This is a genomic window from Sphingomonas sp. RB1R13, assembly GCF_036663775.1.
In the GTDB taxonomy this organism is placed as follows: domain Bacteria; phylum Pseudomonadota; class Alphaproteobacteria; order Sphingomonadales; family Sphingomonadaceae; genus Sphingomicrobium.
Genome location: NZ_JAXOJM010000001.1, coordinates 620,878 through 635,113, shown reverse-complemented (window position 1 = coordinate 635,113; position 14,236 = coordinate 620,878). Strand labels below are relative to the sequence as shown.

Sequence of the window (14,236 nt, the reverse complement as noted above, 5' to 3'; positions counted from 1 at the left end):
GTTAACTCCCCATGCTGGATTCCCTGACCCTCGAACGACGCGGCTTTCTTCGCGCGGTTGGCCTCGCCGGCCTTGGTGCGGCGGCCGGAAAGGTCCTGCCGGCCTGGGCACAACCAGTCTCGGGGGGGATCGTCAGGCCGCTTCCCACCGTCAGCGGCAACAACATCGCCTTGTCGATCGGCAATGTCGCGGTGCGTGTGGACGGCAAGGTCAGCAAGGCAATCGGGATTAATGGCACCGTCCCGGGACCGCTGATCCGTCTGAAACAGGGCCAGCAGGCGCGGCTGCGGGTCACCAACACGCTCGCCCAGGACAGCTCGATCCACTGGCATGGTGTGCTTGTGCCTTTCACGATGGACGGCGTGCCGGGCGTGAGCTTTCCCGGCATCGCGCCGGGCGCGACGTTCGATTACACTTTTCCGATCGTCCAAGCCGGGACCTACTGGTATCACGGCCATTCGGGCTACCAGGAGCAGGACGGGCTGTACGGCCCGATCGTGATCGATCCCGAGGGTCCCGATCCGGTCGCCTACGACCGCGAGCATGTCATCATCCTGTCCGACCACAGCCCGATGCTCGGCGCCACGATCTTCCGCAAACTGAAGCAGATGGGCGGCGGCTATTTCAACATGCAGCGGCAAACGCTGTCGGGGCTGATCGCCGGGCGTGACCAGACCCAGAAGGAGCGGCTCGAGTGGGCTAAGATGCGGATGGACCCGGCCGACATCGCCGATGTCACCGGATCGACCTACACTTTCACCGTCAACGGGCACGGGCCGTTCGATAACTGGACCGGGTTGTTCACGCCCGGCGAACGGGTGCGGCTGCGAATCATCAACGCCGCCGCGCAGACCAATTTCAATGTCCGCATTCCGGATCTGCCGATGACGGTTGTCCAGGCCGATGGGCAGAACGTCCGGCCGGTGATGGTCGACGAGTTCCAGATCGGGGTGGCCGAGACGTTCGACGTGATCGTCACGCCGGGCGACCGCGCGTACAGCTTTGTCAGTGAATCAATTGATCGCTCGGGCCTCGGCCGGGCGACATTGGCACCGCGCGCCGGAATGAGCGCCCCGGTCCCGCCGATCCGTCCGCGTCCGCTAGTGACCATGATGGACATGGGCATGGGCATGGGCGACATGGCGGGAATGGACATGAAGGATCCGGCAATCAAGCGCGGGATCGATCCTTCGGCCCAGCAAAATGCCTCGCGCCTGCTTGCCAAGCTCACGGGGTGGAAGGAGCCAACCGATCATGGCTCTATGGCGGCCAGTGCTGCTGCATCGATGGCCGGCATGGCCGGAATGTCGGACGGATCGATGGCGGGGATGACCGGCATGGACCATGGCGCGGCAGCGACGGCCGGAGCCGCGATGCCCGGGATGGATCATTCGGCGGCAGGTCCTGCAAATGCTGGATCAGGCCACGCGATGAGCATGAATATGCGCGACGGAAAGAATGCCCCGGGCGTCAAGATGGGTCCCGGGGTCCAGACCATCTCGCCAATGCCGACGGATCGGAGCGGAGAAGCGCCGCAAGGGCTCGACGGGCTCGACCACCGCGTGCTGGTCTATCGCGATCTCGTCGCGCTCGATCGTAATCCGGATGTGCGCGCCCCGTCGCGAGCGCTCGACATCCACCTCACCGGCAACATGGAACGCTACATGTGGTCGTTCGACGGGGTCAAGCTCAGCGACCCCGCCGAACCGATCCCGTTTCGGCTTGGCGAGCGGGTCCGCGTGACGCTGATCAACGATACGATGATGCCGCACCCGATTCACTTGCACGGTCATTTCTTCGACTTGGTCACGGGGCATGGCTCGTCGGCGCCGCGAAAGCATACGGTGAACGTGCCACCCGGCGGGAAGGTCAGCTTTGATCTCACGGCCGATGCGGCGGGGGATTGGGCGTTCCATTGCCACAATCTGTACCACATGGCCGCCGGAATGATGCGCGTCGTGACGGTTCGCCCGACGACGGGAGAGCCAGCATGAAGCGCCGCGACCTCAGGCTGGTGGCGGCGGCGGCCGGACTGGCGATTGCAACTCCGGCGGTCGGTCAAATGAACATGCCCGGGATGGATATGCCCGGAATGAAGATGCCCGCTGCCAAGAAGACGAGTGGAAAAAAGAGTCCGACCAAGACTGCGTCAAAAAAGGCGGCCGCCAAGGCGCCGCCCGCGCGCAGGAAGCTTGCCCCGACAAGCAAGGTGCCTGTTGCTACCCACGACATTTCGTCGATGCCTGGCATGGCGATGCCACCGGGGCATTCCATGGAGGGCATGCCCGCAATGACGACGCAACCAACGCATGACATGTCGTCAATGCCCGGGATGACCGTGCCCCCCGGCAAGGACATGAAGGATATGCCCGGCATGGCGACCCCCTCGTCGCCCGTTGTCGAGTCGAATGGGACCGATCTGCCTGCTGGGAATGCACCGCCTCCAGCACCTCCGACCGATCATGCTGCCGATCAGGCTTATGGCGCTGCGGCGATGGCGATGGGTCGTCATCACCTCGGGCAGTTCCACGGGGGCCAGAAGCTCACGCAGGTAATGCTCAATGTTGCCGACTATCAATTTAAGCGCGGCCGCGATGGGTTCGAATGGGTCGGCCAGGGCTGGTACGGCGGCGACATCGACCGCCTGTGGATCAAGAGCGAAGGCGACGGTGAGTTCGGCGGGGGCATTGGGCGAGCCGAGGTACAGACGCTCTACAGTCATGCCATCGGTCCCTATTTCAACCTTCAGGGCGGGCTGCGCTACGACTTCAAGCCGAATCCTTCGCGCACCTATGCGACAGTTGGCGTCGAAGGCCTCGCGCCAGGCTTTTTCGACTTGGAGGCTGCGCTGTTTCTGTCCAACAAGGGCGAGGTGATGGGCCGCGTCGAGGGAAGCTACGACCAGCGCATCACCCAGCGCTTGATCCTCCAGCCGCGAGTCGAGGTCAATCTTGCGGCGCAAAACAGCCCCGCAATCCGCACAGGGGCGGGCTTGTCGGACGCCGAGGTCGGGGTGCGCTTGCGCTACGACCTCCGCCGCGAATTCTCACCCTATGTGGGCGTTCAGTACAAGCGCTCGTTCGGCGCGACCCGCCGTTATGCGCGGGTGAACGGTGACAGTCCCGGCGGGTGGAGCTTTCTGACGGGCATCAGGGCGTGGTTCTAGTCGGCGGGCGATGCTGAAACCCTCAATCCTCGGATATCTGGTCACGTCAATCGGGTGACGCCGTCCACCGACTCGCGTTGCGCCAGGAGCCGCTCAGCACCCTACGACTGGCCGTTATTCGCTGGACGTCCCGCGGAGCGAGCCGAGCAGTGGTTCGAGCGCGAATTGCAAGGCGGTCCGCGAGCGGCCTGGTATCTGGACCGAAACCGGCATGCCCGCGCGCAGCGAATGACGCACCGCAAGCTGATCGATGCGCTTCATCTCCGAAGGAGGAACCGACACCTCCGCCGTGTAAAAGGAAGCACCGCTCTTCTCGTCGGTAAAGGCATCTGCCGACACGCGCGATATTTTCCCTTTCAAGGCGGGCAGCGATCGTTCGTGAAGCGTGTCAAAGCGGACGAATGCCTGTTGCCCCACACTGATATCATCACCGTCGCTGACCGCTACCTTCGCTTCCACGACCAGTGATGAACGGTTCGGGACGATGTCCATCATTTTCTGTCCGGGAGCGACGACGGCACCCTGGTGGAATACCGAAAGGCCGATGATCGTGCCGTCCGTGGTTGCCCGAATGTCGATCCGCGCAAGCTGGTCACGCGCCGCCTGAAGCTTAGGGAGGCAATCGTTGAGGCTTGTCTCAACCTCCCGCAATTCGGTTGCGATCTTGTCGAGATAGCCGCTTTGCGCCTCCAGCACCTGCAATCGCGTTTCCGCACCACGGCCCGCAGATTGCCCCGCCCCGGCAGCATATTCACCGCGCTGCGCCACAAGCCGGGCACGCTCCCGCTCGGTCGCCCTGATGCGGTTCTGGGACACGAAGCCCTGTCGGCCGACCGAGCGCAAGCCGTCCAGCTCCTCGTCGATCAGGCGGATCTGCTCGCTTGCCCCGGTAACCTGGCTGTGAAATCCCCCGGCCGCGCTGCCCGCCTCGGCGGTCCGTTCGTGGATGATCCCGCGCTGCGCGGCGAGCAGCGAACGCCGAGCAGCCATCTGCGCTTCTTGCGTGTGCATGGCTTGATCGGCGATCGCCCGCTCGGCGGGTTCGAGGGTTGCGAACTGCGCGGGCAGGGTGATGGTCGACTGACTTGCTTGCTCTGCCCGCAGGCGAGCCTGTTGTGCAAGCAGCCCGATGGCTTGCGACGAGAGCCCGCGTTCCAGCGCACGGGCTTCTTCGCCAGCCAGGCGGATCATCAACTGGCCACGCCGGACATGATCGCCTTCGCGGACCAGAACCTCGCTGACGACGCCACCTTCCTGATGCTGCACCGTCTGTCGCGAACCACTGACGGCGAGCCGACCGGAGGCTGCAGTGGCTGCGCCCAGCGGCGCCACCGCCGCCCACCCAAGAAACAGGACGAAGAATAATGCCGCAACAATCAGGCCCAGCCGAATGTCGGCTGAGGGATCCGACCGGCCTTGCAATGTTTGTGATGCAGGAAAGGGTTCGAGGAGCGTGCCCCGATCGACGACCAGTTTCATGCCGCGCGCCCCCCCGCGGCAAGAATGGGAGCAGCAGCCATGGCGGGCGCAATCGTCCGCAGAACATGATCTCGCGAGCCAAAGTGCGCCACCCGACCGTCACGCAGGACAAGCAATTTATCGACTAGCGTGAGCATGGTCAGGCGGTGCGCGGCGATAAGGATCGTCGTTCCACCAGCCTTTAGTTGCTCGAGCGTCGCGATAAGTTGGGTGTCCCCTTCGGCATCGAGGCTTGCATTGGGTTCGTCGAGGAGAAGGAAGGTCGGATCGCGAAACAGCGCCCGGGCCAAGGCGATGCGTTGGGCTTGTCCGGCCGATAAGCCACGTCCGGTCATTCCGATTACATGATCATAGCCGCCGCGCAGGCCCAGGATCAGCTCGTGCGCTCCGGCCAGCTTGGCGGCGCGGATGGTCTGTTCGTCGACCAGGAGAGCATCATCCGATCCGGGCCGCGAAAAGCCCGAGATGTTTTCGCCAACCGTGCCGGCGAGCAATATCGTTTCCTGCGGCATGAAGCCAACATGACGGGCGAGCTGATCAGCGTCCCAGTCGTTGCGGTCCGCACCGTCGAAGCGAATGGTCCCCTCACCAATTGGCTCGGCACCGGCGATCGCGCGGATCAGCGTGGATTTGCCGGCGCCGCTGGGCCCGACAATCGCAAGGATCTCCCCCGGATTGACGGCGAAACCAACGGACTTCAGAATCGGCTGGCGTGGATCGGGGCCAACGATCAACTGGTCAATCGAGAGCCGACCGGCGGGAGCCGTCAGTAAGGTGCGCTGGACCGGAACGGGGGCGGTGTGGAACAGACCGTCAAGCAGGGCGATCGCTCCGCGCGCCTGGATCATGGCTCGCCAGCTTCCCACCAGCTGATCGATCGGAGACAAGGCGCGCCCGACGACGAACATAGACGCGAATACCGCACCGGGGCTAATCTTGGCGCTGATTGCCAGAAGTGCACCAACCGCCAGCGCGGCGGATTGAAGCGCCAGTCGCACCAGCTTGCTTTGGGCCATCAGGCGGGCGCTGGTCATGCCCGCAGTCGTCTGCAGGGCGATCATCGTCACGCGGTCCTGCAGGTGCCGGTCGACGAGTGCATCGCGGATGCCCAATGCATGGATAACATCCGCCGACGCGAGCGACGCGTCATACAAGGAATATGACCGGCTGGCCGCCATATTGGCCTCTTGCAGCGGAGCCTGCGTTGCGCGCTCATTATACCAGGCCAGTCCAAGGATCGCGACCACGCCACCGAGCGTGAGCATGCCGATCCAGAAGTGGAGCAGGAAACCGATCAGGATATAAAGCGGAACCCACGGCAGATCGAGAAGGGCGGGCAGCGTTGCGCCAGTCAACGCCTGACGCAGCGTATCGAGTTCACGCAGCGCCTGTCGCAGCACTCGGGGCGAACCGTGCTGTAGCCGCAGTGTCGCACGCATGATCGGCCCCGCCAATGCCTCGTCGATCCGGACACTTGCCCTGACGAGCAGCCGCGACCGGATTGCCTCCAGCGCAGTCAAGGTGGCGAGCGAAAAGAGCAAGACCAGCGACAGCAACAGCAGCGTCAATCGGGCTTGTGCCGGGATAACCCGGTCGTAGACCTGCAACATGTAGAGCATCGGCGCCGTCAGGAGGATGTTCAACAATCCACTGAAAAAAGCCGCGTAAACGATGTGCCGGCGGCATACGCGCAGGATCGTCATGCTGGTTTCGCTGGTACGCAGGCGAGTGAACATGGAAAGTCACTTCCGACTAGAGGATCAGGCCGAGGCTGCTCGCCGGATGATTTCCGTCCAACGTGATGGTGAAGTCGGCGATACGGTCACCATTGACGTCACCCGCGACATAGGTCGTGTTGTTGGCGACATAGACCCGCAGCTGTCCGGCTGCCCCCGTGAAGGCTTGGGCGCCGATGAGCTTGAAGGCCTGGTCGCCAGGAAATCTCGAGTTGGCGTCGATCAGGCTTAGGTCGAGCCGATCGCCGATCGTGAAGTCCGTGACACGATCGCCATTGGCGTTGGCGGGCGAGTCAAAGACAAAACGGTCATTCCCCGGCCCACCGGTCAGGATGTCTGCCCCGCCACGACCATTTAGCACGTCATCACCTGCGCCTCCGACCAGCGCGTTCACTCCGGCATTGCCTGAAATTATGTCGCTAAAATTGCTGCCGACTATTCGCTCAATGTTGATCAGGCTGTCACCTTGGGCATCGCCGCCGATCTGGATCAGCCGCGACATATCGACATTCACTGCAGCGCTGCTGTCGGCATAGCTGGCAGTATCGTAGCCGCTGCCGCCGTCGATAGTGTCGCCACTTCCGCCGCCAATAAGAACGTCGTCTCCAGCGTTGCCGATCAGGATGTTCACGCCGGCGTCACCGTGAAGTGTGTCGGCATAAGCACTACCGGTAACGTTTTCGAAGTTGGAAAGCTGGTCTCCCTGCGCGTCGCCGTTGAATTGGGACGCGCGCTGTAGATCGACATCGACCGCTGCGCCCGAAGTGGCGTAGCTCATCGTGTCGGTGCCGGTTCCACCATTTAATATGTCTGTGCCGCCGCTGCCCATCACGGTGTCATTGCCGCCAGCTGCATCGACTTTGTCGGCGCCCGACGTCCCCCACATTAAATCAGCATTGGCGGTACCGAAGATTGTCGGATCAGGTGCCGCGACGATGACTGGAGGGGGCGGGGGAGGCGGAGTGGTGGGCGCGCTTGGGGACGCGGTGACATTGTGCGCCAGCGTCTGGAGGTATGTGAACTCGGCCGAATCCGCCGTCCCGCCGCCACCAAGGCGCATCACATAGTCCGGGTTCCACCAGAAGCCCCCGCCCCAAGCGGTGCCGGAGATTCCGTTCGCGTTCATCGCCTTGACGAAACCATCAAGCACGGTCAGCCAGCGAGCGTCGTTGCTGGGGACGCCGAACTCGCCGATGAAGCCCTGCGCATTATGAGCTTTCAACCAGTCCGCGAAGGGCTGCAATCGATCCGCGCCCATGTTGGCGTAGGCACCTTCGCTGTCATAGCCGCCGCTGTAGACGCCGGAGTTATTCCGATCGAAATATTGGTGCGCTTCATAGATCAGCTTGTGCGCCGGATCATAAACGTTGAGACCGGCATTATACTGTTGCCAGGTCGACGCGCCCGACCAGTTGTCGCCTTCGACATAGACCGTGGTCGTCATGTCGACTTTGCGAATGGCATCGACCGCCGCTTGGGCAGCCGTTGGCCATGCCGTAGTGCTGGACATGTCGTGCGGCTCGTTCATGATGTCGTAACCGGCTAATCCGGGAAGGCCCTTCAATGCCGATGCAAGTTTGCCCCAGAAATCGGCAAATTGCTGATAGGATACGGCTGACGAGCCAATGGTATTGCCACCATAGCGGCCATAATTATGGAGATCGACGATAACCGATATACCCAGGGACTGGGCGTTACTAATCAACGTCTTCATATAGCCGAGTTCAGACGACGACAAATCCCCACCCAGAGCAGGCTGCATTCTTTCCCACGTAAATGGAAGCCTGATGCTGGTTACGCCGCGTGCTGCGTAATAGGACAGCTCGTCAAGACCAGGATAATGATAATCCGATCCATAATTTGTGCCCGACCCAAATTCCGCGCCAGATAGATTGATACCGATCATGAGGTCCCCCCCGGGATACGCAAAGCGTCCAAGTGGAAAAGCCCACTTGCTCCCGACCTCTTTATGACAATTAAAGGTTAAAGGATTGTCTAAATCAGGCCATTGTCGTGAGTTATCGACGGAAGGCCTGAAAATGCCGCCAAAGCACGCGGCTTTAATTTATGCTTGTTAATCAGCGGTATTCACGATCATGCCGCAAAAGGTTAATGAACTTTCAATTGCCGGAACGTATTGCACAAATGGTTAACAGCGAAGCTTAACCTATGAGTGGCAACTTGCACAAAAACGAGAAGCGGCGACAAATGCATGGTCGCGCTTTCGATCAGGCTGGGAACGCAGAAGCAAGGGCGGCGACCAACGGTCGATTAGGCAAATTGCGCGATGGAGGCGAATATCCATGGCTCAGGTGCTGCGTCGGTTGACGCTGATAATCATAGTTCCTATGTCATCTTATTGAAGCGTGACTGGTCATCATGGACCGGCGAGGCTTCGGAGAGGTGCCAGTGAAGCACGAGAAATTCTCGGTCGAGCCAAGCCGCCTCAATGGCGGGGACGAGTTTGACCAGCCATCGAGCGCGTTCGTCCGTTCGCTGATCGCATGCCTGATGGCAGGCGGTGTATTCTGGGCGGCGGTCGTTCTGGTTTTCGTCTGGTAAGTCGCTGACGCGGGGTGGACTGTCGGCCCCGTCGAGTGAATATCGGCGGGTTAAATAGAAATTATCCAAGAGTCAGTGTGCATCCATCGGCCGTTTGAGTCGTTGGTGGGCATTGAATTCTTTTGGTAGTTTTGATGACAGTAGATGGCGTACTCATTGCTTCGGCAACTGATCAGTCTTTGGTTGGACGAGCCTCCAGCCGTCCTCTCAGGGTAAAGCTCTATCTGACGCTCGTGCTGAGCGACATGACGTGCCTCATCGGTGCGTTTGTCGTCGCGGCGTTGATTCGCTTCGGCGGGCTTGACGCTATCGGCTGGGCAGGCGTTGCAGGATCGGTCCTGTCGCTGTTTCTGGCCAGTGCAACATTGACCGGTGCCTATTCGATCGACGTATTACGTAGTCCGAGCAAGGGCATCGCGCGATCAATCGGATCGCTTATGCTGGCGTTCACCCTGCTGTTTCTCCTGTCCTTCTTCCTCAAGGCTGATGTCCGCTTTTCTAGGGTGCTGGTGAGTACGGCGTTTGTGCTCGCATTCGCGAGTATCGCGTTTACCCGGCAAATGCTGAGCGACTGGATCCGGCATCGCTTCCGCGGGCGCTTGACCAATGAAGTAGTGCTTTGCGATGGGGTCGAGATAGATGTGTCTGATGCATATCGGACGGTCGACGCAGTTGCGATCGGGTTGCGTCCAGACCCGCGTGACGCAACGATGCTGATCTTGCTAGCGAGCATTTTGCAAGGTGCCGATCGGGTTGTCGTCGCGTGCGGTCGTCCGGCGGCACAGAAATGGGCGCAGATGCTCCAGGGAGCCGACATCCAGGGCGAGATATTGGCCAAGGAGTTTGATACGCTGGCGCCGACTGGAATTGCACAACTCCACGGACTGACGACGCTGGTGGTGTCGTCGGGGCCGCTCAATGTTCGCCAGCGGCTGACCAAGCGTATCTTTGACCTTGCCTTGGCGGTACCGGCAATGATCTTACTTGCACCGGCATTGTGCATGATCGCCGTGCTGATCAGGCTGGACAGTCCCGGGCCGATCTTTTTCAAGCAGCGCCGCGTCGGTCTCGGCAACGGCTTATTCGAGATCTATAAATTCCGCTCCATGGCGGTTGAACGCAGCGACGCCGATGGTCGGCAGTCGGCGCGGCGTGACGATGACCGGGTCACCCGCGTGGGCAAGATCTTGCGGCGCACCAGCGCCGACGAACTTCCGCAACTGCTCAACGTACTGTTCGGCTCGATGAGCATCGTCGGGCCGCGGCCTCATGCGCTGGGTTCTTTGGCGGGCACGGAGTTGTTCTGGCATGTCGACGAGCGCTATTGGCATCGCCATTGCCTGAAGCCTGGCATAACCGGTCTGGCGCAGGTGCGCGGTCATCGCGGCGCGACGCACACGCGCGAGGATCTAACCTCGCGGCTACGATCCGATCTTGAATATGTCAGTGGGTGGTCATTGTGGCGCGATATTTCGATCGTTGCGCGAACCGCCCGCGTGCTGTTTCACCGCAATGCGTATTAAAGTCCATAATATTCCGGGGCTTAACGATTTGTTGAGGGCTTATTGTCCAACTCATGCGGCAAAGGATCCGCATGACCAGTCTAGACAAAACAGATTCAGACCAGCGAAGCGCACGTGGCTTCGCCGTCACCGACACCTCGGCCCACACCTTTGTCGATATCCATGCGCTTCTGTCGCGCGACAATCTTTCCGACTGGCTGTTGCCGTGCAAGCCATTGACCATCGGCGAGAAGATCGTCCGTTTCGTCTCCAGCGCTGCGGGTCCAGTATTGGTGGTCGCCGCATACGCGCTACTTATCAGGGCGTCTTTCTAGCCGAGGCCCACTCCCTTGCGGAAGGCAAACCCCGGCGTCGCTCGAGCTTCACGCGATGACGCGGCGCCTAAGGATGGGGCAGGCGAGCACGATCGCCGGGTTATTGCTGATCATGTCGAGCGCCGGTTGGCTGCTCGCCGCCTCGCCGCCTGCAAGTCCGCCGGCTGCAGGCAAGCCGGCCTATTATGGCGTCAATCTCGCCTCGGCCGAATTTGCGCCCGAGAAGATTCCCGGGGTCTATGCGAAAGACTATATCTATCCCTCGCGGCAGACTGGGGCGCCATTTCTCGCGGCGGGAATGAACAGCGTGCGCCTGCCCATCCTGTGGGAGCGGATCCAGCCGCACGCCCTGAGTCCGCTTGACGCCGCCGAACTGGCCCGTCTCGATCGTAGCCTAGCGGAGTTGGACGGGTTTGCGATGGTTATCCTCGATCCCCATAATTCAGCGCGTTATCGGGGGCAGGTGCTGACAAAGGCGCCCGGCTCAATCGAGCTGATGCCCGATCTATGGCGGCGTCTCGCCGAACATTACAAGGGCCAGCCAAAGATCGCCTTCGGCTTGATGAACGAGCCGCACGACATGGACGGTAAGGAATGGCGAACGATCCTCGACCGGACGGTGCTGGCGATACGTGCCACCGGCGCGCGCAATTTGTTGCTTGTTCCCGGCATCCGTTGGACAGGTGGCCATTCCTGGTTTGAAGGCGGAGACAAGTCGAACGCGGCGTTACTCAGCGGCTTTACGGACCCCGCCAATAATTTCCTGTTCGAGATACATCAGTATCTTGACGCAAATTCTTCCGGCACCAGCCGTCAATGCGCTGGTCGGACCATCGGTCGCGATCGGCTGGTTATGCTGACGCAGTGGCTTCGCCGTGAGAGGGCCGGTGCAGTGCTGGCCGAGTTTGGTGCATCATCGTCGGCGGAGTGCCTGGCGTCGCTCGACGACCTGCTCGATTTTCTCGATACCCACGCCGACGTATGGCGAGGCTGGAACTATTGGGCGGCGGGCGACTGGTGGGGCGACTATTCCTATGGCATCCAGCCTGATGGGGCGACCGACAAGCCGCAAATGGCAGTCCTCCGACGCCACCTGCATTATGGACAGGCGCATTGAATATCCGGTCAAACCATGGATTACAATGCCGGGGATCGACCTGAACGAACAATCTTAGACTGGAGCCCAGCGGTGGCCTGTCGGGTCATTGACATCGCGCAGAGGCCGCGCTCCGCCTTGCTCTCGGTCGGCAGCGACCTGCGCGCCATCCGCACGCAGAAATCCGACCAAAAGCCATATCAGCGCGGCGATCTTGATCGTGAATACCGCGTTGCCCGCAATGAGCAGGTTGATAAACACAAATAGCGAAAGCATCAGGCCGCAGCGCCGCTGATCGACGTTCCGGTTCCCCGACGCGAGCGAAAAGAGCAGCCACATCACTAGCATGCCGATCAGCGATGTCGCATAGATCAGATAGGTATAACCGCTATCGACGAAATCGATGGCGGTCGGGGCTTTGGCGCCGATCAATGCCATCGGATCGAGATCGGCAAGGCTCCGTATCGTAAGGCCCACCCGGCCGACAAAGGTGTCTTCCTTGCTCGGTGGCAGGCTGTAGGTAATGATCGTTCCCGCAACCAGGATAAGCGGCATCACGGCCAGCGTGGCATATCGGGAGAGGCGCGGCGCCGCCCAATAGACGATTGGGGCTCCGATCGCGAGGGCAAGGCCGGCGCGTGTATTGTTCGAAAGCAAGATCAGCGCGATGAGGCCGATATAAAACACGCGGACGCCAAAATGAATGCGTTTCCACAATGCGACTAGATAGATGACCAGCACGGTCGAGAAATTTGCCAAAGAAACTTGTTCGAGGAACAGCGAGGCGGTGCGGTGGTTCGAGATGCTGGAGATCGCAAAGCGCCCCTCATACCAGACCGCATTCCGGAACAGGCCAAGCTCGTCGATGTCGGCCAGTGCGATGCCGCGTGTCTGCGCGAAATACGTACCGGGCTGCAACAGCGCGGCATAGCTTTTCACCGAGACCAGCTCGAGCACCAGACACGCCGCGATCAGCAGGCTGACGATCAGGAAGCAGGCCTTGAGTGCGCGTTCGTCAATCCGCGACCCCAATAGCATGAACAGCACGATGATGGCCCCATTGCGTGCCATATCCACGAACAGGGCGCCACTGAGCAGCGAGACCAGCAAGGCATTTCCGAGGAAGAAGGCGAACAGGGCAAAACCGGCTGAGTCGATGCTACGACGACCGCTGCTGACTACCAGCATCAGTGCCGCGGCCAGAACAATACCCTCTGTGATTGCCACCATCGCGCGATTGATTGAAATGCCATGGGCGTTGGCGAAAGCGAGAACGGCGTTGTAGAAAACCGCTGCGAGCACGATCGCGATGATTTTCGGGCCATGCCGTCCGGCAGACGCAATCGCTCCGGCGTGCGCCTTGCGCCTGGCTTCGCCAATGAAGATGTTGGCATGGCCCGCAGTCGACCCGGTCACCTTGCCGGATCCGGACCTGGCCGGGGCGGTCGGACCGTTAATCAAGGCGCTGCATCATATTCCGCAGCGCGCGTGCGCTGAGGTACAGGATAATGAGGATAACCTGCCCCGCCTGGTCAACCGTGATCCGGACGCCCGATGCCAATAGCGCCGCGCCAACACTGAAAAATAGCAGGAAGGTCACAAGGTGGAGCGGCAGGCGCTGGCGATTGCCACCGCTGCGATACACTACATAAGCCGTCCACCGAGCGACCGCGTGGGCCAGGCACAGGATCCCGCCGACCAGGCTGATTTTGAACAGCAAAGCATAACCAAAAACCCGCGCCAGTTGCATCATCATCATCGAAGTCAGCCGCGAATCCGGCGTGGAATGATTAAACGCGTAGAAGATCAGACGCGTGACAAGCTGCAAACCCGTAACAAGCGCCCAGTTCGACCCAAAAGTAGCCAGGCGGCTGGCATCGCTATCAAAAAATGGACCGCTCAACTGGGCGGCGCCCTGCAGGGCGGCGCCGGCCGCGCCGAACATCAGCCCGCTGATCCACCCCAGAGCCGGGGAAAATCGGTACGATTGCTCCACAAACGCCGGATGGACGATCGGCAATCTTTCGAGCTTGGCGGCGACCTTGTCGTTCTCGAAATATCCAATTTCATACGTTGCGAAAAAAGCCATGATATACAGCCCGAGGCACGCGACAACGAGCGCTGGCCGGGGCGAAATTGGCGCATAAGCAAGCGCTGTCACCAGCAAGTCGTAGCCAACAACTCCATGCAGAATATAATGTTCGTCGGGTCGCTTGATCTTTGCTGTATATTCGAGCGGTAGAAACAGTCTTGCCGACCGGCCTGGAGCTTTTTTTATGGGCTCGACAAGACCGGGCTGCCAACGCCGACTCACTTTACTGAAGGCGCCCCGCAAGACCACGTCCGTCAAAATTCTCGGC

General features: G+C 60.8%; 11 protein-coding genes. 6 read left to right on the top strand and 5 right to left on the bottom strand.

The features are described from left to right. The first annotated feature begins 11 nt into the window (after positions 1 to 11). Both U1700_RS03020 and U1700_RS03015 read left to right on the top strand, forming a co-directional pair. Positions 12 to 1,994, top strand: coding sequence for a copper resistance system multicopper oxidase (locus tag U1700_RS03020; RefSeq protein WP_332750014.1), 1,983 nt, complete (start codon positions 12 to 14; stop codon positions 1,992 to 1,994). Beyond that, a complete protein-coding gene (locus U1700_RS03015; protein ID WP_332750012.1) occupies positions 1,991 to 3,166 on the top strand; it encodes a copper resistance protein B in 1,176 nt (391 codons plus the stop codon). The genes U1700_RS03020 and U1700_RS03015 overlap by 4 nt, the downstream gene beginning before the upstream one ends. A gap of 114 nt (positions 3,167 to 3,280) precedes the next feature. On the opposite strand, the gene U1700_RS03010 is transcribed toward U1700_RS03015, so the two are convergent. The 3 genes from U1700_RS03010 to U1700_RS03000 are packed head-to-tail and all read right to left on the bottom strand — an operon-like array spanning position 3,281 to position 8,287. Beyond that, complete coding sequence (locus U1700_RS03010; protein WP_332750010.1) at positions 3,281 to 4,645, bottom strand: HlyD family type I secretion periplasmic adaptor subunit; 1,365 nt, start codon at positions 4,643 to 4,645, stop codon at positions 3,281 to 3,283. Continuing rightward, the gene (locus U1700_RS03005; protein ID WP_332750008.1) at positions 4,642 to 6,381 is read right to left on the bottom strand and encodes a type I secretion system permease/ATPase; all 1,740 of its coding nucleotides are present in this window, start codon (positions 6,379 to 6,381) and stop codon (positions 4,642 to 4,644) included. Before U1700_RS03005 ends, U1700_RS03010 begins: the two co-directional genes overlap by 4 nt. Before the next feature lie 16 nt (positions 6,382 to 6,397). Beyond that, positions 6,398 to 8,287 (bottom strand): cellulase family glycosylhydrolase, encoded by a 1,890-nt coding sequence (locus tag U1700_RS03000; RefSeq protein ID WP_332750006.1) that lies wholly within the window; start codon positions 8,285 to 8,287, stop codon positions 6,398 to 6,400. Positions 8,288 to 8,784: 497 nt separating this feature from the next. On the opposite strand from U1700_RS03000, the gene U1700_RS02995 reads away from it, so the two are divergent. From U1700_RS02995 to U1700_RS02980, 4 genes are all read left to right on the top strand, one after another. After that, positions 8,785 to 8,943 (top strand): hypothetical protein, encoded by a 159-nt coding sequence (locus U1700_RS02995; RefSeq protein WP_332750004.1) that lies wholly within the window; start codon positions 8,785 to 8,787, stop codon positions 8,941 to 8,943. 122 nt (positions 8,944 to 9,065) lie between these two features. Then, positions 9,066 to 10,466, top strand: a complete 1,401-nt coding sequence (locus U1700_RS02990) for an exopolysaccharide biosynthesis polyprenyl glycosylphosphotransferase (RefSeq protein WP_332750002.1) — start codon at positions 9,066 to 9,068, stop codon at positions 10,464 to 10,466. Positions 10,467 to 10,537: 71 nt separating this feature from the next. Then, entirely contained in the window at positions 10,538 to 10,780 is a 243-nt protein-coding gene (locus tag U1700_RS02985; RefSeq protein WP_332750000.1) for a hypothetical protein, read from the top strand. Positions 10,781 to 10,835: 55 nt separating this feature from the next. Beyond that, positions 10,836 to 11,897, top strand: a complete 1,062-nt coding sequence (locus U1700_RS02980; RefSeq protein WP_332749998.1) for a glycoside hydrolase family 5 protein — start codon at positions 10,836 to 10,838, stop codon at positions 11,895 to 11,897. A 54-nt stretch (positions 11,898 to 11,951) separates the two neighbouring features. Here the strand turns inward: U1700_RS02980 and U1700_RS02975 are convergent, their stop codons facing one another. Together U1700_RS02975 and U1700_RS02970 are read right to left on the bottom strand one after the other, a co-directional pair. Then, positions 11,952 to 13,292 carry a hypothetical protein gene (locus tag U1700_RS02975; protein WP_332749996.1) on the bottom strand — a complete coding sequence of 447 codons (1,341 nt, stop codon included), beginning with the start codon at positions 13,290 to 13,292 and terminating at the stop codon, positions 11,952 to 11,954. Between the two features lie 37 nt (positions 13,293 to 13,329). Continuing rightward, entirely contained in the window at positions 13,330 to 14,226 is an 897-nt protein-coding gene (locus U1700_RS02970) for a hypothetical protein (protein ID WP_332749994.1), read from the bottom strand. Positions 14,227 to 14,236: the final 10 nt, after the last annotated feature.

Bases quoted from the DNA above. Each gene is read 5' to 3' on its own strand.
- U1700_RS03020 (WP_332750014.1), top strand. From the start codon at position 12: ATGCTGGATTCCCTGACCCTCGAACGACGCGGCTTTCTTCGCGCGGTT.
- U1700_RS02980 (WP_332749998.1), top strand. From the start codon at position 10,836: ATGACGCGGCGCCTAAGGATGGGGCAGGCGAGCACGATCGCCGGGTTA.
- U1700_RS03015 (WP_332750012.1), top strand. From the start codon at position 1,991: ATGAAGCGCCGCGACCTCAGGCTGGTGGCGGCGGCGGCCGGACTGGCG.
- U1700_RS03005 (WP_332750008.1), bottom strand. From the start codon at position 6,381: ATGTTCACTCGCCTGCGTACCAGCGAAACCAGCATGACGATCCTGCGC.
- U1700_RS03000 (WP_332750006.1), bottom strand. From the start codon at position 8,287: ATGATCGGTATCAATCTATCTGGCGCGGAATTTGGGTCGGGCACAAAT.
- U1700_RS03010 (WP_332750010.1), bottom strand. From the start codon at position 4,645: ATGAAACTGGTCGTCGATCGGGGCACGCTCCTCGAACCCTTTCCTGCA.
- U1700_RS02985 (WP_332750000.1), top strand. From the start codon at position 10,538: ATGACCAGTCTAGACAAAACAGATTCAGACCAGCGAAGCGCACGTGGC.